This is a genomic window from Nitrosomonas nitrosa (genome assembly GCF_003051105.1).
GTDB classification, from domain to species: Bacteria; Pseudomonadota; Gammaproteobacteria; order Burkholderiales; family Nitrosomonadaceae; genus Nitrosomonas; species Nitrosomonas nitrosa.
Genome location: NZ_QAOO01000009.1, coordinates 69,794 through 92,198 on the forward strand (window position 1 = coordinate 69,794; position 22,405 = coordinate 92,198).

Here is a 22,405-nt window from a genome sequence, read left to right on the forward strand (position 1 = left end):
TAATCACAATCTCCCTCCCCGATTGAGCAGATGATCATCTCATCCGGGGAGGTGTTTATTCTAACCCATATACACGCAGTCTATATATACTCATAACGATGCATACCCTCGTTTGCGGCTCTATTGCCTACGACACCATCATGGTGTTCCGAGATCACTTCAAACGCCATATCCTGCCTGATAAATTGCACGTACTCAATGTAGCCTTTCTCGTGCCGGATATGCGCCGTGAGTTTGGCGGTTGCGCAGCCAATATCGCTTACAACCTGAATATGTTGGGTGGTCATCCCCTGATCATGGCAACGGTCGGTGACGATTTTCAGCCTTACGCATATCGCCTAGAGAAACTCAACTTGGCTAAAACCTATATCCGGCAAATTAACGATACCTTTACTGCGCAGGCGTTTATTACCACTGACCTCGATGATAATCAAATCACCGCCTTTCATCCCGGCGCAATGAACTTCTCGCACTACAACTCTGTTAAGGATGCGGCGGATATTTGTCTCGGTATCATTGCACCTGACGGCCGGGAAGGAATGCTTGCCCACGCGCGCGAATTCCATGAATGTGGCATTCCCTATATGTTTGATCCTGGCCAAGGGCTCCCTATGTTCAGTGGCGATGAGCTGGTCGATTTTGTCGAGAAAGCCGACTATATCGCGGTCAATGACTATGAGGGTCAATTATTGCAAGAACGCACACAATGGTCATTCAATCAGCTTGCCAGTCAGGTCAAGGCATTGATCGTCACAAAAGGCGCCCATGGCTCGACCATTTACGCGGATGGCCATGAAATCGATATTCCCTGTGCCACACCCAAAGCCATCGTTGACCCTACAGGCTGCGGAGATGCTTATCGTGCTGGATTACTGTACGGCATCACCCATGACATGGATTGGCAATCAACCGGTCAGCTCGCCTCGCTATTAGGGGCGATCAAAATCGCTCACCGAGGTGGACAGAATCATCGATTCAGTCGAGAAGAAATTGATCAGCTTTATTATGAAGCTTTTGGTAGTCGAATTTTTTAAAAAAACGGTATTCAAGACTCAACGGCTTAACTCGAGTCAGTTATATTGTGATGGCGTTTACGAGAGGCTAACCATAAAAATCGATAATGTGCCACGCCTGAAATTTCACCTGAATATTTCATGAATTCACGTGATGAGCACGCAGGAATCTGACTCACTGGGAAGTTTTGAGATGGCGTGTTGTCGTAACTCATACACCCAATCGGACATAATCTTTCTTATTAATCAAAGAATAAGTGAGGATACGTGGCAACTTATACAATACTCTGGCTAGATAAGCCAATTTTGGATAGCCATACATGATTACGCCTGCAGCCAATCACATGAATAGCGCCAAAACTTCTTATATTATCCGGTTGTTCCGATTGGCCAGGCTATTGCTGCATATTTTATCAGGTTTACTTCAGTCTTTTGTCTATCCCCGTTTCAATCGAACGATTCAAAGACGGATGGCCAGAAAATGGGCAAACAATTTCCTGGCGATTCTTAATATCAAACTTATCTGCAGCGGGATTTTACCTGCGGAAGATGAAAAGCGAGTCATATTGGTCGCCAACCATATCTCCTGGTTGGATATTATGATTATTATGGCGAAATATCCTGTCAGATTTGTCGCCAAAGCGGAGATTCTTGGCTGGCCACTGCTGAATCTCTTGTGCCGCAATGTCGGCACGATCTTCATCGAACGCGAAAAACGTAATGATACGTTGCGCGTCAATCAAGATATCGTCAGAGCGCTTGATTCAGGCGATAGCATCGCTATTTTTCCTGAAGGTGCAACGAGTGATGGAACGGTCCTATTGCACTTTCATGCTTCTCTGCTGCAATCCGCAGTCAACGTTAGCGCTTCGCTCTATCCCGTGGCCATCTGTTACCGCGATAGAGTTGGTATACATAACACCAAAGTGGCCTATGCCAACATCACGATTCTAGAGTCACTAAAACTAATTCTTGAGCAACCGTTTATACAAGCAGAATTATATTTTCTGGATTCAATTCCCAGCGACGATAAGAATCGACGGGAGCTTGCCCGTCTGTCGGAACAGGCTATCTCTGAGACGCTGCAACTGAACGTCGTGCGCAAGGCACCTGAAAGACCCGTCGATCTTCCAGTCGAATAGCCGTCAGCTGACCTCCCCACAGACATCCCGTATCCAGCGCCAGAATGTTATCCCTAACTTGCAGGCCAAGTGCTGACCAATGGCCGAATACAACCGTTGCTGAACTACTGGCACGCTGAGGCGCCTCAAACCAGGGTAAATAACCAGAGGGTATCGTTCGAGGTTGTCCTTTATAAGAAAACTCCATTCTTCCGTCGGGGGTACAGATACGTAACCGCGTCATTGCATTGATGATCACTCGGAAGCGATCATAGCCCTCAAGATCGTCACTCCAACAATTTGGCTCATCACCGTACATGCGCAACAATAGTTCATGGTATTTTTCCCCACGCAAGACAGCTTCCACCTCTTGCGCAAGCTCCGCAGCCTGCGCTATATCCCAGGACGGCAGTAAACCAGCATGCACGAGCGCATATTCATCCTCAGCGTAAAACAACCTTTGTTGCCGCAACCAGCTAAGCAAAGTTTGGCGATCAGGTGCTTCCAGAATTTCCTGCAGCGTATCACCGGAACGTTGCTGAGCAAAGCCCTCTGCCACCAATAGCAAATGTAAATCATGGTTACCTAACACAAGTACCGCACTATCGCCTAATTTCATGATAAACCTAAGCAATGGTAAAGAACCAGTACCACGATTGACGATGTCGCCTACCAGCCAGAGCTTGTCCTTGGTAACATTAAAGCCGATTAATTCAGTAAGCTGCTGAAATGCTTCATGGCATCCCTGCAAATCACCGATTGCATAAGTCGCCATGGTCAAGCCGGATGATCAAGCATTGCACTTCTCATCGCAACCCGAGCACATCTTGCATATCAAATAAACCAGTACTTCGGGTCGCAAGGAAGCGTGCCGCACGCAATGCACCCACGGCGAAGGTCTTACGGCTGCTCGCTTTGTGGGTAATTTCGATACGCTCACCCGTCCCAGCAAAAATAGCGGTATGATCGCCCACAATATCGCCCCCACGTATGGTAGCAAACCCTATCGTTTCAGCCGAACGCTCTCCAGTAACGCCTTCCCGTCCATAAACAGCGACTTTACCCAGATCCCTTTTCAAGGTTTGTGCGATAATTTCACCCATACGCAGTGCTGTACCTGATGGCGCATCCACTTTGTGTCGATGATGCGCTTCTACGATTTCAATATCGTATTCATTGAGTAGCGAACTTGCAGCCACCTCCAATAGTTTGAACAAAACATTAACGCCCACACTCATATTAGGCGCAAATACGATCGCAAGCTCTTTCGATGCTGTGTTCAGTATTTCTTTCTCGGCTGCAGAGAATCCAGTCGTGCCAATGACCATTTTTATGCCTGCCTCGCGACAGAGGGCAAGATGAGTAAGCGTACCAGCAGGACGGGTAAAATCTATCAATATATCGCTTCCGTTTAATGCCGAAGCGATATCACTGCTGATTGCAATTCCACATGGCGCCCCAATCAACTCGCCTGCATCTTTTTTCAAGAAGGGATTATTTTTTTGCTCCAACGCAGCGGATAATCTCAGATCCGGTGCTTCGTCAATCATTTCAAGCAGTACTTTACCCATTCGGCCAGTACAGCCAGCAACAGCAATATTTAGTATTGTCATAGATATTAAAAACTATTGATCATTGATAATGATAATTTAATTAACCTCATTTCTAACGTATTCATTTTAAACCGTGGCTGTTTGCAACAGACCGGCCAATTTGAAAAGTAACCAACATGGATTTTTTCGTTAAATTCGCGCTAAGCTGACGCTGTCCAGCTGTTCAACTTGATTACACCCCCCAGTAACACCTGCAATCGATAACAAAACCCTTTATAATGGGTTAACTGGTGCAGTAATGTTGGGTTTTACGTCATCCTCTTGTCCCTCTATGAATGGTTGGCGTTTTTCTTCCAGGCTTGGCGCAATTGGCAACAAATCATCAGAAGCAGGAGAAAGTGTAAAATCACCTTCAATATGAGAAAGCTGATCACCATCAAAAATAACAGTAAGCTTACGCTTCTCAGATACAGATCCACGTGGAGCAAAATAATAAAAATAATCCCAGCGATCAGCATGGAACACATCGGTAATAAGGGGCGTACCCAATACAAAACGTACTTGAGACCGAGACATGCCCGGTTTTAGCTTTTCTACCATCTCTTCAGTAACGACATTACCTTGTTGAATATCGATTTTATAAGGAAGCGTTGGAATATAGGAACAGCCCAACGGTAAAGCAGCAACGAGCACCAGGAGTATTTTTAAATGCATAGACAAGCGCGTATGTTTTCAAAGCTAACCAAGCGCTATATGATACAGCAAATAACTTTTTGGACTGATTAAACCATGAGCAAATCGGAAGATCTCAAAGGCATTGACCTTAAAACCATGGGTTTAAAAACAACCCTCCCTCGTCTAAAGATACTTAATCTGTTTGAAAAAAGTTCAGTCCGCCACTTGTCTGCAGAAGATGTCTACAAAGAACTGCTCAATGAAGGTGAAGATATCGGTCTCGCAACAGTTTATCGTGTACTGACTCAGTTTGAGCAAGCAGGATTGCTCGAACGTCATCATTTTGAAAGTGGTAAGGCGGTATTTGAGTTGAGAAGTGACTCTCACCATGACCATCTTGTCTGCTTGCAATGTGGCAGGGTAGAAGAGTTTTACGACGCAGAAATCGAGAAACGTCAAATCAAAATCGCTAAAGATCGCGGATTTCAGCTACAGGAACATTCACTGTCTCTTTATGCAGATTGCACAAAACCTGCCTGCCCTCATCGCAAAATCTAGATACGGGAATATGTGCACGCATTGCAGCGCATCAGGGTATTTTGCCCGCATCGCGCTGCGATGTGGCATAGCCTTGTTATTCTGCTGCATGCTGCCTTATGCTACGGCACTACATGCTGAAACGCTCACCGAATCACCGGTCGCAGCTCAAATGCGCTTACTAGAAACCGACTTGCAACGGCTACATCAGAAGCAGCAGAATATTTTCCAACAGTTTCAAATGATACAAGAACTTCGTCGTTATGAATTGATGCGAGAAGGCGAAATAACACCTTCCATGCCGCCTGCAATGGTTATGGGCGGGCCTTTACCAAGTTACGAAGAAATGGCAGGAAAAAGAGAGGAACGTCATAAACGTCTGGAACGGTATACAGCGGATTTAGATCAACTCTATGCACAATACCAAGAATTAGAGAACGAGAAAAAATACCTGATGCAGCAAATAGACGCGCTTTCGCGCAGCCTGATGGAGCAACTCACCAAATAAGTTAGCTAAAAAATAAAGAAAATAAAGTGGCGTGACCATGGCTGCCAGTTATTGCCACTAAGTCACGCCCCAATCGGGTACAGCTCTCTTTATTATTATTTAATTGACACTATTGCCCGTGCTATTTCTTTGCTTTGCAATATCGCTCGGCTTCTCGCCGCTTCCGCAACGGTAAGCAAGCGCATGGACCTCTTGATGGCTATCCGATCCGCCAGAATGTTCATTCCATACAATATGCGTCGCATTCCGTTCCGCTGCCATCTTCAACGCTTTATCTTCCGCTTTATGTCTGCTTGAATTTGCGGAATATCTATTCCACTTGGATAATTTTCCACCCGCTGCGCCCCAGACTTCTCCTAGATAGTCACAACCCTGGGCTTCTACTTCCACTTTAGCTGCCGCAACGATGTTGTAGGTATTCTCGCCAGCGACTGTAGCTGAGGCCATAGAAAATGCCGTTAAGAATGCGCACACATTCAGCAAAAATAATCGGGGATGGGAAAGTAACGGATTTGATAATTTCATTTTCACCTACTGACTCCTCATCATTGTTATTAGTTTTTTATAAAAACCCCATTATCAATACGTTCTTATCTGTCTACAGTAACCAACCCAATTAATAGCGGAGTCTACTTAAATATTATTGCTTTATATAACTTGCTATACTGCGCTCAAACATGGTTTTTACCTTAAGTTTCAACCAATACCCATAAAATATTTAAGGATATATTTGAACGCCCTGTAATAGGGTGCATATTATTAATAAAATAAACTAAAAATAAGTAGGCTAAAATGAACTATATTGTAGTTAAATAGGATACAATTAAGCAAACATTTTACCTTAGCTTTAATAGGAGGCTTATGTATGCAAGATCTCAATCTCATTGCCACTTTTGCACGGGTTGTTGAAGCTGGCAGCTTTGCTGAGGCAGCGCGCCGCATGGATACTTCTCGATCTGCTGTTAGTAAGGCTGTCGCTAAGCTTGAGGTTGATCTCGGCGCCAGGCTTCTCAATCGCAGTACCCGTCATCTCAGCCTGACGGAAGTTGGCAGAACGTTCGCAGAGCATTCGATACGTATCTTGGAAGAAGCAGAACATGCCGAACAAGTGGTTACTAGCCTGCATGCCGAGCCACGCGGCATGCTCAGAGTATGCGCTTCAGTCGCGTTTGGTACACTTCATGTCGCACCAGCACTTGCCGATTTTCTTTCTCGCTATCCCGAAATTCGAATCGATATGACGATTACCGATCGGCCGGTCGATATTGTCGAAGAAGGCTACGATGTCATCATACGGGTAACAGGAGAACCCGATCTCAATCTGGTAGCACGCAAGCTTGCACCAGCGCGTCGTAAATTGTGCGCCACACCGGATTACTTCCGCCGGCGGGGAATACCGCTTACACCGAGCGATCTTGTCAAACATAATTGCCTGGACTATACGCTTTCAGGTGAACAAGGTTATTGGCGCTTCAAAGGACCTGAAGGCGAAATCGCCGTACCGGTATCCGGAACACTGCGCATCAATGACGACGACGCGCTATCCCAAGCTGTGCTGGGTGGATTGGGTATTGCATTGCTACCCACCTTCACTATCGGGAAAGAATTACAGAATGGAAATTTACAAGCTGTTTTGTCTGAATATATCCCGGTTGAGCGCTATATCTACGCCTGTTATCTGCCTAATCGTTATTTGCCGGCAAAAGTCCGATCATTTATTGATTTTCTTTCAGCGCGTATCGGCTCTGAACCTTACTGGGACAGCCCTTCAATACAGCTGGAAACCAGCAACAATCCATCGAACCCGGTTAACGCTTGAGCGTCAGAACGTTAACGCTTGGGCAATAGCAAGTCAGTAATGGTACCCTCGGCTATTTCGGCTGAGAAAAAGACCGTCTCCGATAAAGTTGGATGAGGGTGTATGGTCAGGCCAATATCCTGCATATCGGCCCCCATTTCCAGCGCCAGCACCGTTTCCGCAATGAGGTCGCCAGCCTGAACACCGACAATACTCGCACCCAGTAGCTTACGGGAATGTTTATCAAACAGCAGCTTGGTAAACCCCTCATCCCGTCCCATGGCGAGTGCGCGGCCACTGGCCGCCCAGGGGAAAACGGCTTTTTCATAATCGATACTGCGTTTATTGGCTTCTGTTTCGGTCAACCCCATCCACGCGATCTCGGGATCCGTATAGGCAACCGATGGAATGGTGCGCGCATCAAAGGCCACTTTATGCCCGGCAATCACTTCAGCGGCGAGCTTGCCTTCATAGGTTGCCTTATGCGCTAGCATGGGCTCGCCTGCGATATCCCCGATCGCATAAATATGCGGGATATTGGTGCGCATTTGTTGATCGACTGGAATAAACCCCCGCTCGTCAACCTGGATACCTGCGTTTTCAGCGCCGATCACCTTGCCATTGGGGCGACGCCCCACCGCGACCAAAATACGATCATACGTTTGAGGCTCGGGAGCGTCATGACCTTCGAAATAGACCTTCAGACCTTTTTTTTCAGTATCGATTTTACTGACCTTAGTATTGAGATGAATCGCTTCATAACGTTTCAACAGACGCTTGTGGAGTGGCTTGACCACGTCACGATCCGCTCCAGGCATCAGCTGATCCAACTGCTCGACGATGCTGATCTGGCTACCCAGGGCGTTGTACACGGTCGCCATTTCTAGACCGATAATCCCACCACCGATCACCAGCATTCTTCTGGGAATATCGATCAATTGCAATGCATCGGTTGAATCCATCATTCGTGCATCATCATGAGGAAACCCAGGAATTCGCACTGCACCTGAACCTGCAGCAATGATACAGTGATCGAATGAAACCGTTTTAACCCCCTGCTCGGTCCGTACTTCGATCATGTGAGAAGAAATGAAGTGGCCAACCCCCTGAATGACGGCAACCTTGCGCTGCTTGGCAAGCGTAGCCAACCCTTTCGTGAGCTTACCGACTACCGAGTCCTTCCATGCGCGCAGCTTGTCGATCGCGATCTTAGGCTTACCAAGAACGATGCCTTGTTGGCCAATTTCTTCAGCCTCCGTGATGACCTTGGCAATATGCAGCAACGCTTTGGAAGGAATACAACCCACGTTGAGACAAACCCCACCCAAAGTGGAATAACGCTCGACCAGAACAACTTGCTTTCCTAGATCTGCCACGCGGAAGGCTGCTGTATAGCCACCCGGCCCAGCGCCCAATACAACCACTTCCGCATGCATCTCAGCTCGCTGAGCAGATGCAGGCTGCTTTTCACTTGGAGCGGGTGGTGGCGCGTCTTGGCTGGCCGAAACATGATCAACTGCCTTATCAGGGGTGGAGTGCGCTGCTTGCAGCATCGCGATGAGCGCCCCCTGCGACACTTTGTCCCCCACCTGGACATGCAGCTCTTTGATCACTCCCGCCTGGGGCGAAGGCACTTCCATCGAAGCCTTATCGGTTTCCAAGGTGATCAATGGCGATTCTTTCTCAACCGCATCTCCTGGTTCGACCAATACCTCAATGACAGAAACATCCTTGAAATCACCAATATCGGGCACTTCTACTTTAATTAGTTTGGTCATCCTTCTCACTGTCTCTATTGTAAGATTACAGGGCAAACAATCACTGACGTATCTGACCCTCTCCCAACACGACAAACTTCTGGCTTGTCAGCCCTTCCAATCCTACCGGTCCGCGCGCATGAATTTTATCTGTAGATATACCGATTTCGGCCCCCAACCCATATTCAAACCCATCCGCAAAGCGTGTGGAGGCATTGACCATTACCGAACTCGAATCGACTTCACGTAAAAAACGACGTGCGCGGGTAAGATTTTCTGTGACAATCGCATCGGTATGCTGCGATCCATAGCGCGTAATATGTTCAATCGCTTCATCCAATCCGCTCACAACAGCAATATTCAGAATAGGTGCCAGATACTCGGTGCGCCAATCTTCTTCCGATGCTTGCTTCATTCGGGAAATGATGGCGCAGGCTGCTTGATTGCCACGTAATTCCACCCCTTTCTCTAAATAAATATCACAGAGTGGCGGCAAAATTTGTTTGGCAATGCCTTCATGTAGCAGTAAAGTCTCCATGGTATTGCAAGTGCCGTAACGCTGAGTTTTGGCATTGTCGGCAATGCGGATTGCCTTGTCGAAATCGGCCTGATCGTCGATATAGACATGACAAATCCCATCCAGATGTTTGATGACGGGAATGCATGCCTCGTTGGCAATCCGCTCGATCAATCCTTTCCCGCCCCGTGGCACAATAATGTCGACAAACGCTTTCATGGTAATCAGTTCACCAACGGCTGCACGATCGCTCGTTTCGATGACTTGCACGGCTGTCTCTGGCAGTCCTGCTGACGTTAACCCTTCTTTCACGCATGCGGCAATGGCTTGGTTGCTGTGTATCGCCTCCGATCCGCCCCGCAGTATTGCGGCATTACCTGCCTTCAAGCATAATCCGGCCGCATCTGCGGTCACATTCGGCCGCGCCTCGTAAATGATTCCAATCACGCCCAATGGCACGCGCATTCTCCCGACTTGAATACCTGACGGACGATAATTCAAGTCGCTCATCTCTCCGATCGGATCAGGCAAAGCGGCGATTTGCAACAAACCATCGGCCATACTTGCTACACTCTTAGCAGAAAGCGCCAAGCGGTCGATCATGGCTGACCCTAGCCCTTTGGCTTTGGCACTCTCGAGATCGTGTGCGTTGGCAGTCAACAAATTTTTTTCGTCGCGCCTGATCGCATCGGCCATTGCAATGAGCGCGCGGTTTTTGCTCGCCGTGTCCGCTTTTGCCATTAAGCGCGAGGCAGCCCGGGCATTCTGTCCGACTGTCTGCATATAATCTTTGATATTTGTGATATCCATCGAGTAACTCCAAAATGGGCAATATTCCGAAATAACGCAAGACGCTAAAGGCAATCGAAAGAAAAACCCGCTCTATCGCGCCAAAGTTCGTTATTTTACATGGCGTGCCCATCTATCACAGGGCTTTTTGGAACCAAACCATTAATTTCGTCGCCACCTCAATACGAATGGCTTATCATCGACAGCAAAACTCACTTACAGTATAGTTTTCCCTATAGCCGATCTCATTGGCTAGATGATACTCATCATTCATAACGGAATGATAGAAAAAAATCTATAAATTATGATCCAGTCATCCATCCAGACATCGCGTGTAAAATGATGCCTGTAAAATAATGTATAGGCGGTGGCCACTACACAGCGTAGCGCTGTTTTCAAGCGTTCAACATTATTGAAACCGTACAATTTTTGGGAGACGACTCATGAGCAAAATCTGGATTCTTTCCGCTAATAGCAGCAAAGCCACCCTTTTTACCGCAGATACACCGATTGCCCCGCTGGCCGAATTGACAACCTTTGAGAACCCTGACGCCCGAATTAAACAAAAAGATCTCGTCAGCGATCGCCCTGGCCGCAGCTTTGATAGTCATGGTGAAGGGCGTCACGCAATGGAAGTCAAGGTCGACCCCAAGGAGCAAGAGCTCATTCGTTTCGCCAAATCAATCGCAGACTGGCTTGAGCAAGAACGCGTTAAAAATGCGTTCGAGCGACTCATACTGGTTGCGGCCCCGGCTTTTCTTGGATTATTACGTGCCCACTTAAGCGCACCGCTCGACACACTTGTCACTTTGGAAGTAGACAAGGATTACACAGCACTTCGGCCCGAAGAATTGCGTAGCCGGCTACCTGAACGGCTATGATGCCGCGCAAACAACACCCCATTTCTTAGGAGAAAACACTATGCAGATCCAGATCAACACTGACCGTAATGTTCAAGATTCTGATACGTTTTCAAGTCATGTAAAATCTATCGTTGAGGAAGCATTGAGCCGTTTTAGCGAACACATTACCCGAATTGAAGTCCATCTCAGCGATGAGAATAGTGATAAAGCCGGCATTGATGACAAACGCTGCGTAATGGAAGCTCGCCTCAAAGGCCGCCAACCAATTGCAGTGACTGACCAGGCAATAAACTTGGACCAAGCCATTCGCGGTGCTACCGAAAAGCTGACACGCATGATAGAAAATATACTTGGGCGGCTGGACAGCCGCTAGCGTCTAGGCGGTTAATCCTGACAATAAAACAATACCGTTATGCCGAGACCACTGATAAAAAGAGCGCTTTCTATATACTATACACTTCGCACTTCAAAATTCGATTTTTTATCATCCCTCATCCAACCTTCTCCCAACGGGAGAAGGTATAGTTGCCGAATTTTGAGGTGCGATGAGTATAAATCAGGCCGGGCAACCGGCCTATCGATGGCAAAATCTCGTTTCAGTCGCAATAAGCAGCTATATTCTTTAATGCTTCGTCCATGAATTTTTGGCGAAGCTCATCATCAACATCCATCACCCCTCCGTCCCCATCCGGAACGGATAAACGCTCAGTGTGTTTCAGTAGATCCAGATTGCTTTGCGCCCGTAGACAATTCTCTTTTTTCACATTGGCCTCCGCCAGTTGCTTGCTTCTCGTTGCTTCGCGCATGGCTCGCCTTTCCTTGTCGATTTGCTCTTCTTCAAACGCAGCTTTTTCGCCACTCTCTTCATGCGTTGATGGTGACCAAGCGGGCACAGCTATCATTTTTTCATGCTTACTCGCCCCGGGTGGTGGAGGATAATCGGTATATTGCGTTTTCCCCTGCTGATCGACCCATTTATAAATCTGCCCGTGGGCAGCACTGACGAATAAGAATAATAAAACCAGAAACATCAAATTGCGCATGGCTTTTCTCCTAAAATAGATAGATAACTTAATATCGATCCAATTTATTTAAACTTTATCGGTCAATTGATTGACTTAATTTTTTAGGGAGCAAATCAATGCGTTACTGGTTGATGAAATCGGAGCCAACTGAGGTCAGCATCGATGATCTGGCGGCCAGGCCTGGGCAGACGGTGGCCTGGGATGGTGTGAGGAATTATCAGGCACGCAATTTCATGCGTAATCAAATGCAATTGGGTGATCAGGCGTTCTTTTATCATTCCAGTTGTGACGAACCGGGTATCGTCGGCATCACAACGGTGTCGAAACTTGCCTATCCCGATGTGACGCAATTCGATCCAAAAAGCAAATACTACGACCCCAAAGCGACGCCTGAAAACCCGCGTTGGTTCAATGTGGAAGTAACGTTGCTCAAAAAAACCCGGCTGGTTTCTCTCAAGGAATTACGCAGCTATCCAGAGCTTGCCAGCATGCGCATCCTGCAAAAAGGCAACCGCTTGTCGATCACCCCAGTCGACCCGGCCGAATGGAACTTTATCATGAATATTTTGTAGTGCTCGTCAGGCAACGCTCACTCCGCATGATCGTTACCCATCCTTAACATCAGATCCCTGCCAAGCTTACAACGACATGGAATGGTGGCTCGTTTACTTATTGCTCGGCGCCGTGGTCGGTTTCCTCGCGGGTTTGCTGGGCATCGGCGGGGGCTTGGTCATCGTACCGGTACTCGTATTTAGCTTTACCGCCCAGGATTTCCCGCCCGACCGCATTCTGCATCTGGCACTGGGCACGACACTGGCTACCATTTTCTTCACTTCCTTGGCCAGCTTGCGCATGCATCATGCACACGGCGCGGTCAATTGGGGGATCGTGAAATATCTCGTTCCCGGCGTGATCCTAGGAACACTGGCGGGATCGACGCTGGCCGGATCACTGTCCACGCAGGTACTGGGCATCATTTTCGTGATTTTCATTTATTATGCCGCCACGCAAATGTGGTTCAATCTCCGCCCCCCCTCCACTCGTCCATTGCCTGGCACAGTGGGTATGGTGGTCGCCGGCGGTGTGATCGGTGCATTGTCCAGCTTGGTCGCCATCGGGGGCGGCATCTTGACCGTACCCTTCCTTACCTTGTGCAATGTCAAGCTTCAGTACGCGATCGGTACAGCGGCTGCGGTCGGCTTTCCGATCGCAGCCGCTGGTGCGCTGGGCTACATCCTCAACGGCATGGCACAAACGCAACCCTTGCCCGAATACAGCCTGGGTTATGTCTATCTACCCGCACTCGGCTGGATCGCGGCAGCGAGCATGCTCACTGCACCGCTTGGCGCCTACACTACACATCGCATGCAAACCGCGACGCTCAAAAAAATATTTGTCGTGCTGCTTTATTTGCTGGGCACCAAAATGCTGCTGAATTTGTTCTAGCTAGGAATAAAGCCTCGTGGGCCAAATGAGCCTAACGAGCCTAATGAAGCAAACGATCGAGGGCTTCCTGATAACGCGCCACTGTTTGTGCAAGAATTTCGTCTGGGATAGCTGGCGCAGGCGGTTGTTTATTCCAGTTGAGCTGCTCCAGCCAGTCGCGCACAAATTGTTTATCGTAGCTGGGTGGATTTTTCCCCGGCCGATATTGGTCTGCTGGCCAGAAACGTGATGAATCCGGCGTGAGCACTTCATCGATCAGATAGAGCTGCCCCGCAGTATCCTGGCCAAATTCGAATTTGGTATCAGCAATGATTACCCCACGGGTAGCCGCATAATCGGCGGCTTCGCTATACAACGCAATCGAATTGCTGCGCACTGCCTGAGCAAGTGCCACCCCCAGTAACCGTTCGCATTCCTCGAATGTAATATTTTCGTCATGCGCACCCGCCATGGCCTTGGTGGAAGGGGTAAACACAGCGCCCATCGGCAATTTATCCGCTTCTTGCAGCCCGGGTGGCAGTGCAATACCGCTGACCGCCCCTGTTCGCTGATAATCCTTCCAACCCGAACCGACAATGTAGCCGCGTACGATAGCCTCGATCGGCAGGGGTCGCAAACGTTTGACGACAAAAGCACGGTCGATGACTTGTTCGCGTTCTTCCGGCGTTACGATCGATTCAGGTGCGATACCCGTCAAATGATTAGGCAAAATGTGGCTCAACTTCTCGAACCAGAAATGGGATAACCGTGTCAACACCTTGCCCTTGCCAGGCACTGGCGTAGGCAAAATCACATCGAACGCAGACAAACGATCAGTTTGAATAACCAACAAATGATGTTCATCGACTGCGTAAATATCACGTACCTTGCCCCGATGCAACAAAGGCAGGCTGGTGAGATTCGTTTCAAACAAAGGTATAGAATCGTTCATAAGAGCTCGATTTCAGTAATTTTTGGGAATCTCGGTTGTTAAATATTGGTTAGCGAGCGCTTGATCGACTTGGCTTGGTGTAAAGCAAGCTCGACCGTATCGGCCATCACGGTAAAATGCCCCATTTTTCTGCCTACCCTCGCTTCATGTTTACCGTACAAGTGCAGCTTGGCAGACGGATTTTCGAGCACTTTGCACCAATCAGGCTCGCCTGATTGCCATAGGTCGCCGAGTAAATTCACCATCACGCAAGGTGCATGCAATGCCGTGCTTCCCTGCGGTAAGCGGCACAGTATCCGTGCCTGCTGCTCGAATTGCGAAGTGATGCAGGCATCGACTGAATAATGTCCGCTATTGTGCGGGCGAGGCGCCATTTCATTGATGAGCAAGCGGCCATCGGTCAATACGAAAAATTCGATACAGAGCACCCCCCGGTAATCCAGCTTGATCGCCACGTCAGTAGCCATTTCCCTAGCCTGCCGTATGATTGTTTCCGGCACACTTGCCGGCACGATACTGATGTCAAGTATGCCTTGGGCATGCTGATTTTCTGCTACTGGAAAATGGGTGATCTGACCGTCAAACCCACGCGCAACGATCACGGAAATTTCGCAGGCGAGCGGCACCAATTGCTCCAGCACACACGGCTGCTGCTGCAGGCGGTTGAAAGCAGCCGGCAATTCATGGGATGTGCTGACGCTTATCTGCCCCTTGCCGTCATAGCCCAATTGGCTGACTTTAAGGATACCTGGGAAAAAAGCGGCCTCTATTTCCTTGGCAAGATCGCTCTCCTGCTGGATCACAATAAATGGCGCCACCGGAAAACCATTTTTAGCCAAGAATTGTTTTTCATGGATACGATTCTGTGCGATCGATACGCTATGGGGCGGCGGGCTGACGAGACAATGCTGTTCGAGAAATTGCAGCGCTCCAGCAGGTACATTCTCAAACTCGGTCGTCACGGCTGCGCAGCTCGTGCTCAAAGCATGCAGCGCTTCGACATCCAGGTAATCTGCGCAGAGATGCCGGTCTGCAACACTGCCTGCGGGACTCTCGCGGGAAGGATCCAATACCGTCACGCGATAACCCATGCTCTGGGCCGCCATGGTGAACATTCGCCCCAATTGGCCGCCACCCAGCAGCCCGAGCATTGCACCGGGTAGAATACGGTTCATACGCTAGGCAAGGTCATAGCGTTCACTGCTTCCGCTTGTGCTACCCGGAACGATTGGAGACGCGCTGCAAGCGCCGGGTTGCCAATCGACAGCAAAGCGACCGCAAACAAGCCTGCATTGGCTGCTCCTGCTTCGCCAATGGCGAACGTAGCAACCGGCACGCCTTTGGGCATCTGTACGATGGAAAGCAGCGAATCGAGCCCTTGCAAATGCTTGGAAGTGACGGGAACACCGAGAACGGGCAATGTCGTTTTGGCGGCGATCATGCCAGGCAAATGCGCCGCACCGCCAGCGCCCGCAATGATGCACCGTATGCCACGCTCGATCGCGGTTTCGGCAAACTCGAACATGCGATCGGGCGTACGGTGCGCGGAAACAATCAAAGTTTCATGGGGAATATCGAATTCTTTGAGCATATGGGCAGCCTGTTGCATCACGCTCCAATCGCTGTTACTGCCCATCACGACACTGACTAATGGGTTATCCATTCAAAACGAAATGATGAATTAAAAATCATCGAAGATGACGAAAGCGGTAATGATAAACTAGAATGAAACCTTTATTCGGTTGATTTAGTATCCCGCTGGGTATTTTGCGGTCATTTCACGGCTCGACAACCGGCCAATCCTGAAGAGTGTTTTTGCTAACGCTATGAATTTTCAACGTGGTCAGAAAAAAGAAGAACCAGAAATCAATCTTGTGCCCATGATCGATGTCCTATTGGTCATCCTGATTTTTTTGGTGATTACGACAACTTACTCAAAATTTTCCGAACTTGAGATTACGCTGCCTCAAGCAGCCAATGCCGAAATCACGCCGGATAGCGAACGGCCCCATGTCATCGACGTGACGGTCAGCGCAGCCGGTAACTACACCATCAATCGGGTACCGATCACCTTCTCCAGCGTTGAAGGATTACGTAACGAACTGCAATCGGCTGCCAAAAATGAGAAGAATCCGGTTATCATTATCAACGCAGATGCAAAAGCGACGCATCAATCTGTTATCACGATCATGGAAGCAGCCCGGATAGCTGGGTACAATCAGGTTACATTCGCTACTGAAACGACCGAAGCGACCGAAACAAAAAAATAACACCGAATGACTTGATATCGGCTATTATTTTTTTTCGATCAATTTTCATTCCTACGCTAATGATTTCTTTATTCAATTTTTTTAAAAAAGGAAGAAAGATGAGCAATACTCTGGAAAATTTTTCTAAAGCCGCACAATCAGGCAATACTTATGTCCTGGCTCCTCTCCCCTATGCGGATAATGCGCTGGAACCGGTAATCTCCGCGCATACCCTGAGTTTCCACTATGGCAAACATCACAAAGCGTATGTCGACAATTTGAACAAACTGGTCGCCGATACGCCTCTGGCTGGCAAATCACTGGAAGAAATCATCAAGGCAACTGCTGGCCAAGCGGATAAAGCCGGTATTTTCAACAATGCCGCGCAAGTCTGGAATCACATGTTTTACTGGCATAGTCTCAACCCTAAAGGGGGTGGCGAACCACCCGCCGCACTGAAACAAAAAATAGAAGCCTCTTTTGGCAGCGTAGATGCCTGCAAAAAAGAATTTGCCAATGCGGCCGTGACCCAATTCGGCAGCGGCTGGGCCTGGCTGGTACAAGAAGGCGATAAACTGGCCATTGCCAAGACCAGCAACGCCGATTCGCCCATTACCAAAAACAGCAGGCCTCTGTTGACCATCGATGTATGGGAACATGCTTATTATCTGGATTACCAAAACCGGCGGCCAGATTATGTCAACACTATCCTGGATAAGTTAATCAACTGGGAATTCGCTGCTGCAAACCTGAGCTAATTTTTCGGTTTTTATGACTAATATCACCATTGCGCTTTCCAAGGGGCGGATTTTCGAGGATACCGCTCCTTTTCTGAAAGCAGCGGGGATTGTTGCGCAAGACGACCCCGAAAGCTCGCGCAAACTGATCATCGATACCAACAATCCGGCTGTGCGCCTCATTATGGTGCGCGCATCGGATGTACCGACCTATGTTCAGTATGGCGCAGCCGACCTGGGAGTAGCCGGAAAGGATGTATTGCTGGAGCATGGTGGCGGCGGTCTTTACCAGCCGCTGGATCTGCAAATTGCACGTTGCCGCATGATGGTCGCCGTGCCTGATGATTTCGATTACGAATCCGCCGTTTTTCAGGGTGCTCGCCTGCGCGTCGCCACCAAATATCTCAAAACGGCGCGTGATCATTTTGCCGATAAAGGGATGCATGTCGATCTCATCAAACTCTACGGCTCGATGGAGCTTGCCCCGCTGGTCGGTCTGGCCGATGCCATCGTCGACCTCGTTTCAAGCGGCAATACGTTGAAAGCGAACCATTTGAAGGCAGTGGAAGAAATCATGCCTATTTCAGCACGCTTGATCATTAACCAAGCTGCGCTGAAACTCAAGCGAGAAACCATTCAACCCCTGCTCGAAGCTTTTCGGTCCGCCATCGCAGCCACTTAACAATACTACCGAATCGACATGCCCAAGTTATATCACGCTTACGCCTACTTCTATGATTAAACTTAACCGATTATCTTCTACCGACAGCCAATTCGAAGCATCGCTCAACGCTTTATTGGCCTTCGAAAGCACGCAAGACGAAGCGGTAACCGAAACCGTGACCCGCATTCTGGCTGACGTCAGGAAAGGGGGGGATGATGCGCTGCTTGACTATACGCGCCGCTTCGATCAGCTCGAAATAGCCGTCATTGCCGACATTGAGCTACCTAAAAGCGAGTGGCAGCAATCATTACAACGGCTCCAGGCGGCCGAAAGAGAAGCGCTGGAGCAGGCTGCGGAACGGATTCGCATTTACCATGAAAAGCAGTTGGCGCAATCATGGCAGTATACCGAACCGGATGGTACGGTGCTGGGGCAAAAAATCACCGCGCTTGATCGGGTCGGGCTTTATGTGCCCGGCGGGAAAGCTTCCTACCCTTCATCCGTATTGATGAATGCCATTCCGGCAAAAGTCGCCGGCGTCAAGGAATTGATCATGGTAGTGCCCACGCCACGCGGCGAAAGAAATGATTTAGTGCTAGCCGCCGCAGCCATTTCCGGCGTAGATCGTATTTTCACCATAGGCGGGGCGCAAGCGATCGGTGCACTGGCCTATGGCACCAAACTCATACCCAAAGTCGATAAGATTGTCGGGCCTGGTAATGCCTATGTGGCCACCGCCAAGCGTATGGTGTTCGGACAGGTCGGCATCGACATGGTCGCAGGCCCGTCAGAAATCCTGGTGATTTGTGACGGCAATACCGATCCCGACTGGATTGCCATGGATCTCTTTTCGCAAGCTGAACACGATGAGCAAGCACAATCGATCTTACTGTGCCCTCATTCCGATTTTCTCGACGCCGTGGCAGCAAGCATTGCTCGGCAGCTTGAAACCATGCCAAGAAAAGAGGTCATCCGCGCCTCGCTCGAATCGCGTGGCGCCCTGATCAAAGTGCGTGATCTCGCCGAAGCCTGCACGATCGCCAACCGCATAGCGCCGGAACATCTGGAATTATCGGTCGATCAGCCCGAACAATGGCTGGATAAACTGAAGCATGCAGGCGCCATTTTCATGGGACATCATACCTGCGAAGCACTGGGTGATTATTGCGCCGGACCGAACCATGTTCTGCCCACTTCCGGAACAGCGCGTTTTTCCTCGCCTTTGGGTGTGTACGATTTTCAAAAACGCACCAGCCTGATCCAAGTTTCTCCACAAGGCGCCACCACGCTAGGCACCATCGCCGCAACGTTGGCGAGAGGAGAAGGATTGCAAGCGCATGCCTTGTCGGCAGAATTCCGCTGCAAATAACTACAAAAGTAAAACCCATCGCACATGAGCAAGGCATTTGTCAAAGAAGCCGATAACCTCGACGAATTGGAGGAGGATGTACCCGTCCCGCCACTTCCGCAAGGCAGCAAAAACTATATGACACCCGCGGGTCATGCCCGTCTCACTGAAGAGTACCTCTGGCTACTCAACAAGGAGCGGCCCGATGTCACGGCCACCGTAGCGTGGGCGGCCGGCAATGGTGACCGTTCCGAAAATGGCGATTACCTCTACGGCAAGAAACGGTTGCGCGAAATCGACAAACGGCTGCGTTTTCTTTCCAAGCGGTTGGACGTAGCCGAGATCGTCGATCCCACTGCACCGCGTGAAGATCCCACCCGTATCTTTTTTGGCGCCACTGTCTGCTACGCCGACCAGCACGGCCAGGAAAAAACGGTTTCCATTGTTGGTATCGACGAAATCGATCCTCTAAAGGGCTATATCAGCTGGATCTCTCCCGTCGCACGCGCGCTCATCTCCGCGCGTGAAGGCGATACGGTCATCTTGCGCACGCCTGCTGGTATCGAGAAACTCGATATCGTGTCGGTCGACTATCAACCAATTATTATTCCTCCTTTCGAACCTGTCCATTCAAAGTAGTCTTTCACCCTCCACTCAACTCACGCATAAGCAATACTCGCCCGCGCAGCAGCGTGCAATGACATACCATTCTCAAATCACGCCGGTCTGAATTTCCCTGGAAATCAATATAGGTTACCTCTCAAAAACTAGCGATCCGATCAAGGGAGGAATCTAGGTTTAGGCCTCTTTATCGCAGCTTCACTCCCCGAATTTGTCTGGTTAAATCTGCAACATCCCCTTTAACCGTTTGCGATGTTAATGTTTCAGATTACCCAATGCCGCTATTTGGTCGTTCTCTAAGATTACTTTTATGCCTGACTTCCCTCATGGCAATTCTGCCTGCTCAGGCTACCAAGCACCTGGAAGAGTTAAGCTTGGAAGAATTGATGCAAATCAGGGTGGTTGGCGTATCCAAATACGAACAGTCCCAACAACAAGTCGCCGCTGCTGTCAGCGTTATCACGCGTAACGACATCAAAACCTATGGCTGGCGAACGCTGGGTGAAGCGCTGGCCAGTTTACCAGGCGTTCATACGACCTACGACCGCCAATACACTTACTTCGGTACCCGCGGCTTTGGCCTGCCCGGCGATTTCAATACCCGAGTACTCATCTCCATCAACGGCAATCGCATCAATGACGCCACTTACGATCAAGGCCCGATTGGCCGGGAATTCCCGCTCGATCTTGATCTGATCGAGCGAATCGAATTTATCCCCGGCCCCGGCAGCGCTGTCTATGGACAAAATGCCATGCTTGGCGTCGTCAATATCGTGACCCGCAAAGGAAACGACGTCAATGGCATCGAGTTATCCGGCTCCTATAACACGCTGCAATCGACCTTTCAGGATCGCGTCACGATGGGCAAAACCTTCGATAACGGCCTCGATGCGCTCGTTTCGTTCACTGGCATACAGTCAAAGGGGCAGGACCTGTTCTTTGATTTCGGGGATACGGGGATCTCAGGGACCGCACGCGGACAGGATGGTGAGGATGTCAAACAATTTTATGCCCAGCTGCGGCGAGGGCCGCTTTCCTTCGATTTTATTTATGGTAACCGCCGCAAAGAGGTTCCCACCGCGGCCTACCTGTCCGACCCGCTCGTGCCGGGTCAATTCGAGCGCGACCTCCATCTGCGGACACAAATCCAATATAACGATTATTTTCTCAATGACACGCTCAATGTACTCGGGCGGGTATTTCTCGGGCAATTCCGTTATCACTCTCCCGCTACCTACGAGGGCGCAGAAACGCTTGCCACGGGCCCAAGCGACTGGCACGGCGCGGAAATACGTTTTGTCTCAACCGCTGTCGCGCGCCACAAATTGATGCTAGGCGTGGAATATCAGAACAATACGCGCATCCAACAAACGACCCAGGTGTTCGTTGCCCCACAAGACAATGTCGACATTGAAAGTGCGGTGCTGCGTACGGGCGTCTACTTGCAAGATGAATGGCAAATTACCGAGACACTGACCGCCACGGCTGGATTGCGTTATGACTACAACGGTTGGATAGGCAGCCGGCTCAGCCCACGCGGTGCGCTCATCTGGCAAGCCACGCCCAAAGCAACTCTCAAAGCGCTGTACGGGCGTGCGCATCGTGCACCGAATTCTTATGAACGCGATTTCGCCGACGGCATCTCACAGATTGCCAATCCTCACTTGAACAGCGAAACCATCGATACCGTCGAACTCATCGCTGATTACCGCATTACGGAAAGCATGAATCTGCGCACCGCCCTGTATCGCTGGAATATGCGTAACCTCATCGTTTTTAGGGACAATCCAGAACAAGAAAAGCTACCCTTTTTCCAGCAATCCGACGTCGATGTCATTGCCAGAGGGGTTGAGTTTTCCGCTGACAAAACCTGGTCATGGGGTGGGCGGCTGCGCGCCAGCTTCGCATTGCAAGACGATAAATTTGCCCAATCCAGATTGGTCAATTCCCCGCAATATCTCAGCAAGCTCAATTTCACCACACCTTTACCATTTGCAGGCTTGCGGTTGGGTTATGAACTGCAATACAACAGCAAGCGTAAAACGCTCGACGACACCCATGTCGGCGGCTATGTTCTTTCCAATCTCAATTTGATGACGGATGTACGCGCGATCAAGGGATTGCAAGCATCGCTTGCACTCTACAATCTGTTTGACGAACATTACCTCCACCCTGCCTCGGATAACAATTGGCAAAACAGTATCGTGCAAGATGGCCGCAGCGTACGATTCAGACTGGATTACCGCTTCTAGC

Annotated in this window: 25 protein-coding genes; 15 read left to right on the plus strand and 10 right to left on the minus strand. The window is 49.4% G+C overall.

The annotated features are described in order from the left end of the window. The first annotated feature begins 98 nt into the window (after positions 1-98). Both C8R30_RS06715 and C8R30_RS06720 read left to right on the plus strand, forming a co-directional pair. The gene (locus C8R30_RS06715; RefSeq protein ID WP_107784220.1) at positions 99-1,034 is read left to right on the plus strand and encodes a carbohydrate kinase family protein; all 936 of its coding nucleotides are present in this window, start codon (positions 99-101) and stop codon (positions 1,032-1,034) included. A 299-nt stretch (positions 1,035-1,333) separates the two neighbouring features. Then, positions 1,334-2,155 (plus strand): lysophospholipid acyltransferase family protein, encoded by an 822-nt coding sequence (locus C8R30_RS06720; RefSeq protein WP_258191952.1) that lies wholly within the window; start codon positions 1,334-1,336, stop codon positions 2,153-2,155. On the opposite strand, the gene C8R30_RS06725 is transcribed toward C8R30_RS06720, so the two are convergent. From C8R30_RS06725 to C8R30_RS06735, 3 genes are all read right to left on the minus strand, one after another. Further along, the gene (locus C8R30_RS06725) at positions 2,082-2,909 is read right to left on the minus strand and encodes a symmetrical bis(5'-nucleosyl)-tetraphosphatase (protein WP_107789817.1); all 828 of its coding nucleotides are present in this window, start codon (positions 2,907-2,909) and stop codon (positions 2,082-2,084) included. The two genes, C8R30_RS06720 and C8R30_RS06725, sit on opposite strands and share 74 nt — an antisense overlap. Before the next feature lie 31 nt (positions 2,910-2,940). Continuing rightward, positions 2,941-3,747 carry a 4-hydroxy-tetrahydrodipicolinate reductase gene (gene dapB / locus C8R30_RS06730; protein WP_090670103.1) on the minus strand — a complete coding sequence of 269 codons (807 nt, stop codon included), beginning with the start codon at positions 3,745-3,747 and terminating at the stop codon, positions 2,941-2,943. A gap of 213 nt (positions 3,748-3,960) precedes the next feature. After that, positions 3,961-4,401, minus strand: coding sequence for an outer membrane protein assembly factor BamE (locus tag C8R30_RS06735; protein WP_090670106.1), 441 nt, complete (start codon positions 4,399-4,401; stop codon positions 3,961-3,963). Between the two features lie 75 nt (positions 4,402-4,476). Between C8R30_RS06735 and fur the strand changes: the two genes are divergently transcribed. Further along, complete coding sequence (gene fur / locus C8R30_RS06740) at positions 4,477-4,920, plus strand: ferric iron uptake transcriptional regulator (RefSeq protein WP_090670110.1); 444 nt, start codon at positions 4,477-4,479, stop codon at positions 4,918-4,920. Between the two features lie 10 nt (positions 4,921-4,930). Beyond that, a complete protein-coding gene (locus C8R30_RS06745) occupies positions 4,931-5,407 on the plus strand; it encodes a restriction endonuclease subunit S domain-containing protein (protein WP_090670114.1) in 477 nt (158 codons plus the stop codon). Between the two features lie 99 nt (positions 5,408-5,506). On the opposite strand, the gene C8R30_RS06750 is transcribed toward C8R30_RS06745, so the two are convergent. Next, a complete protein-coding gene (locus tag C8R30_RS06750) occupies positions 5,507-5,932 on the minus strand; it encodes a hypothetical protein (RefSeq protein ID WP_090671924.1) in 426 nt (141 codons plus the stop codon). Positions 5,933-6,272: 340 nt separating this feature from the next. Between C8R30_RS06750 and C8R30_RS06755 the strand changes: the two genes are divergently transcribed. Continuing rightward, entirely contained in the window at positions 6,273-7,226 is a 954-nt protein-coding gene (locus C8R30_RS06755; protein WP_090671928.1) for a LysR family transcriptional regulator, read from the plus strand. Between the two features lie 11 nt (positions 7,227-7,237). Here C8R30_RS06755 and lpdA read toward each other — a convergent pair whose 3' ends face one another. Both lpdA and C8R30_RS06765 read right to left on the minus strand, forming a co-directional pair. After that, entirely contained in the window at positions 7,238-8,983 is a 1,746-nt protein-coding gene (gene lpdA / locus C8R30_RS06760) for a dihydrolipoyl dehydrogenase (RefSeq protein WP_107789818.1), read from the minus strand. Between the two features lie 40 nt (positions 8,984-9,023). After that, complete coding sequence (locus C8R30_RS06765; RefSeq protein ID WP_107789819.1) at positions 9,024-10,289, minus strand: glutamate-5-semialdehyde dehydrogenase; 1,266 nt, start codon at positions 10,287-10,289, stop codon at positions 9,024-9,026. Positions 10,290-10,711: 422 nt separating this feature from the next. Between C8R30_RS06765 and C8R30_RS06770 the strand changes: the two genes are divergently transcribed. Both C8R30_RS06770 and C8R30_RS06775 read left to right on the plus strand, forming a co-directional pair. Next, the gene (locus C8R30_RS06770; RefSeq protein WP_090671937.1) at positions 10,712-11,149 is read left to right on the plus strand and encodes a host attachment protein; all 438 of its coding nucleotides are present in this window, start codon (positions 10,712-10,714) and stop codon (positions 11,147-11,149) included. A 40-nt stretch (positions 11,150-11,189) separates the two neighbouring features. After that, positions 11,190-11,504 carry an HPF/RaiA family ribosome-associated protein gene (locus C8R30_RS06775; RefSeq protein WP_090671940.1) on the plus strand — a complete coding sequence of 105 codons (315 nt, stop codon included), beginning with the start codon at positions 11,190-11,192 and terminating at the stop codon, positions 11,502-11,504. A 223-nt stretch (positions 11,505-11,727) separates the two neighbouring features. Here the strand turns inward: C8R30_RS06775 and C8R30_RS06780 are convergent, their stop codons facing one another. Further along, on the minus strand, positions 11,728-12,174 hold the full coding sequence (locus tag C8R30_RS06780) for a DUF4124 domain-containing protein (RefSeq protein WP_090671944.1): 447 nt from the start codon (positions 12,172-12,174) through the stop codon (positions 11,728-11,730). Positions 12,175-12,272: 98 nt separating this feature from the next. Here C8R30_RS06780 and C8R30_RS06785 point away from each other — a divergent pair, with 98 nt between their 5' ends. Further along, positions 12,273-12,728 carry an EVE domain-containing protein gene (locus C8R30_RS06785; RefSeq protein WP_090671947.1) on the plus strand — a complete coding sequence of 152 codons (456 nt, stop codon included), beginning with the start codon at positions 12,273-12,275 and terminating at the stop codon, positions 12,726-12,728. 76 nt (positions 12,729-12,804) lie between these two features. Further along, positions 12,805-13,602: a sulfite exporter TauE/SafE family protein gene (locus C8R30_RS06790; protein ID WP_107789820.1), complete on the plus strand. Its 798-nt coding sequence runs from the start codon at positions 12,805-12,807 to the stop codon at positions 13,600-13,602. Between the two features lie 40 nt (positions 13,603-13,642). Here the strand turns inward: C8R30_RS06790 and C8R30_RS06795 are convergent, their stop codons facing one another. Genes C8R30_RS06795 through purE form a run of 3 tightly spaced genes read right to left on the minus strand, consistent with a single transcriptional unit; the run spans position 13,643 to position 16,196 of the window. Further along, complete coding sequence (locus tag C8R30_RS06795) at positions 13,643-14,533, minus strand: phosphoribosylaminoimidazolesuccinocarboxamide synthase (RefSeq protein ID WP_107789821.1); 891 nt, start codon at positions 14,531-14,533, stop codon at positions 13,643-13,645. A gap of 38 nt (positions 14,534-14,571) precedes the next feature. Continuing rightward, positions 14,572-15,708, minus strand: coding sequence for a 5-(carboxyamino)imidazole ribonucleotide synthase (locus C8R30_RS06800; RefSeq protein ID WP_107789822.1), 1,137 nt, complete (start codon positions 15,706-15,708; stop codon positions 14,572-14,574). After that, positions 15,705-16,196 (minus strand): 5-(carboxyamino)imidazole ribonucleotide mutase, encoded by a 492-nt coding sequence (purE, locus tag C8R30_RS06805; RefSeq protein WP_090671957.1) that lies wholly within the window; start codon positions 16,194-16,196, stop codon positions 15,705-15,707. Before purE ends, C8R30_RS06800 begins: the two co-directional genes overlap by 4 nt. A 163-nt stretch (positions 16,197-16,359) precedes the next feature. On the opposite strand from purE, the gene C8R30_RS06810 reads away from it, so the two are divergent. The 6 genes from C8R30_RS06810 to C8R30_RS06835 all read left to right on the plus strand — a co-directional run bounded on the left by C8R30_RS06810 (position 16,360) and on the right by C8R30_RS06835 (position 22,404). Further along, positions 16,360-16,803 carry an ExbD/TolR family protein gene (locus tag C8R30_RS06810; protein WP_090671960.1) on the plus strand — a complete coding sequence of 148 codons (444 nt, stop codon included), beginning with the start codon at positions 16,360-16,362 and terminating at the stop codon, positions 16,801-16,803. Between the two features lie 98 nt (positions 16,804-16,901). Then, positions 16,902-17,540: a superoxide dismutase gene (locus C8R30_RS06815; RefSeq protein WP_107784230.1), complete on the plus strand. Its 639-nt coding sequence runs from the start codon at positions 16,902-16,904 to the stop codon at positions 17,538-17,540. A 13-nt stretch (positions 17,541-17,553) separates the two neighbouring features. Further along, positions 17,554-18,201 carry an ATP phosphoribosyltransferase gene (gene hisG, locus C8R30_RS06820; RefSeq protein ID WP_090671966.1) on the plus strand — a complete coding sequence of 216 codons (648 nt, stop codon included), beginning with the start codon at positions 17,554-17,556 and terminating at the stop codon, positions 18,199-18,201. A 52-nt stretch (positions 18,202-18,253) separates the two neighbouring features. Continuing rightward, the gene (gene hisD, locus C8R30_RS06825) at positions 18,254-19,552 is read left to right on the plus strand and encodes a histidinol dehydrogenase (RefSeq protein WP_181258710.1); all 1,299 of its coding nucleotides are present in this window, start codon (positions 18,254-18,256) and stop codon (positions 19,550-19,552) included. A 24-nt stretch (positions 19,553-19,576) separates the two neighbouring features. Further along, positions 19,577-20,170, plus strand: coding sequence for a transcription elongation factor GreB (gene greB / locus C8R30_RS06830; protein ID WP_107789823.1), 594 nt, complete (start codon positions 19,577-19,579; stop codon positions 20,168-20,170). 308 nt (positions 20,171-20,478) lie between these two features. Next, on the plus strand, positions 20,479-22,404 hold the full coding sequence (locus C8R30_RS06835; protein WP_177182375.1) for a TonB-dependent receptor plug domain-containing protein: 1,926 nt from the start codon (positions 20,479-20,481) through the stop codon (positions 22,402-22,404). The last annotated feature ends 1 nt before the right edge of the window (position 22,405 follow it).

Excerpts from the sequence above, each read along its gene's own strand:
- C8R30_RS06770 (WP_090671937.1), top strand. The coding sequence starts at position 10,712 with ATGAGCAAAATCTGGATTCTTTCCGCTAATAGCAGCAAAGCCACCCTT.
- C8R30_RS06775 (WP_090671940.1), top strand. The coding sequence starts at position 11,190 with ATGCAGATCCAGATCAACACTGACCGTAATGTTCAAGATTCTGATACG.
- C8R30_RS06785 (WP_090671947.1), top strand. The coding sequence starts at position 12,273 with ATGCGTTACTGGTTGATGAAATCGGAGCCAACTGAGGTCAGCATCGAT.
- C8R30_RS06715 (WP_107784220.1), top strand. The coding sequence starts at position 99 with ATGCATACCCTCGTTTGCGGCTCTATTGCCTACGACACCATCATGGTG.
- greB (WP_107789823.1), top strand. The coding sequence starts at position 19,577 with ATGAGCAAGGCATTTGTCAAAGAAGCCGATAACCTCGACGAATTGGAG.
- C8R30_RS06835 (WP_177182375.1), top strand. The coding sequence starts at position 20,479 with ATGGCAATTCTGCCTGCTCAGGCTACCAAGCACCTGGAAGAGTTAAGC.
- C8R30_RS06795 (WP_107789821.1), bottom strand. The coding sequence starts at position 14,533 with ATGAACGATTCTATACCTTTGTTTGAAACGAATCTCACCAGCCTGCCT.
- lpdA (WP_107789818.1), bottom strand. The coding sequence starts at position 8,983 with ATGACCAAACTAATTAAAGTAGAAGTGCCCGATATTGGTGATTTCAAG.
- C8R30_RS06815 (WP_107784230.1), top strand. The coding sequence starts at position 16,902 with ATGAGCAATACTCTGGAAAATTTTTCTAAAGCCGCACAATCAGGCAAT.
- hisG (WP_090671966.1), top strand. The coding sequence starts at position 17,554 with ATGACTAATATCACCATTGCGCTTTCCAAGGGGCGGATTTTCGAGGAT.
- C8R30_RS06790 (WP_107789820.1), top strand. The coding sequence starts at position 12,805 with ATGGAATGGTGGCTCGTTTACTTATTGCTCGGCGCCGTGGTCGGTTTC.
- C8R30_RS06735 (WP_090670106.1), bottom strand. The coding sequence starts at position 4,401 with ATGCATTTAAAAATACTCCTGGTGCTCGTTGCTGCTTTACCGTTGGGC.
- C8R30_RS06810 (WP_090671960.1), top strand. The coding sequence starts at position 16,360 with ATGAATTTTCAACGTGGTCAGAAAAAAGAAGAACCAGAAATCAATCTT.
- C8R30_RS06745 (WP_090670114.1), top strand. The coding sequence starts at position 4,931 with ATGTGCACGCATTGCAGCGCATCAGGGTATTTTGCCCGCATCGCGCTG.
- C8R30_RS06720 (WP_258191952.1), top strand. The coding sequence starts at position 1,334 with ATGATTACGCCTGCAGCCAATCACATGAATAGCGCCAAAACTTCTTAT.
- fur (WP_090670110.1), top strand. The coding sequence starts at position 4,477 with ATGAGCAAATCGGAAGATCTCAAAGGCATTGACCTTAAAACCATGGGT.
- C8R30_RS06725 (WP_107789817.1), bottom strand. The coding sequence starts at position 2,909 with ATGGCGACTTATGCAATCGGTGATTTGCAGGGATGCCATGAAGCATTT.
- hisD (WP_181258710.1), top strand. The coding sequence starts at position 18,254 with ATGATTAAACTTAACCGATTATCTTCTACCGACAGCCAATTCGAAGCA.
- purE (WP_090671957.1), bottom strand. The coding sequence starts at position 16,196 with ATGGATAACCCATTAGTCAGTGTCGTGATGGGCAGTAACAGCGATTGG.
- C8R30_RS06800 (WP_107789822.1), bottom strand. The coding sequence starts at position 15,708 with ATGAACCGTATTCTACCCGGTGCAATGCTCGGGCTGCTGGGTGGCGGC.
- dapB (WP_090670103.1), bottom strand. The coding sequence starts at position 3,747 with ATGACAATACTAAATATTGCTGTTGCTGGCTGTACTGGCCGAATGGGT.
- C8R30_RS06780 (WP_090671944.1), bottom strand. The coding sequence starts at position 12,174 with ATGCGCAATTTGATGTTTCTGGTTTTATTATTCTTATTCGTCAGTGCT.
- C8R30_RS06765 (WP_107789819.1), bottom strand. The coding sequence starts at position 10,289 with ATGGATATCACAAATATCAAAGATTATATGCAGACAGTCGGACAGAAT.
- C8R30_RS06755 (WP_090671928.1), top strand. The coding sequence starts at position 6,273 with ATGCAAGATCTCAATCTCATTGCCACTTTTGCACGGGTTGTTGAAGCT.
- C8R30_RS06750 (WP_090671924.1), bottom strand. The coding sequence starts at position 5,932 with ATGAAATTATCAAATCCGTTACTTTCCCATCCCCGATTATTTTTGCTG.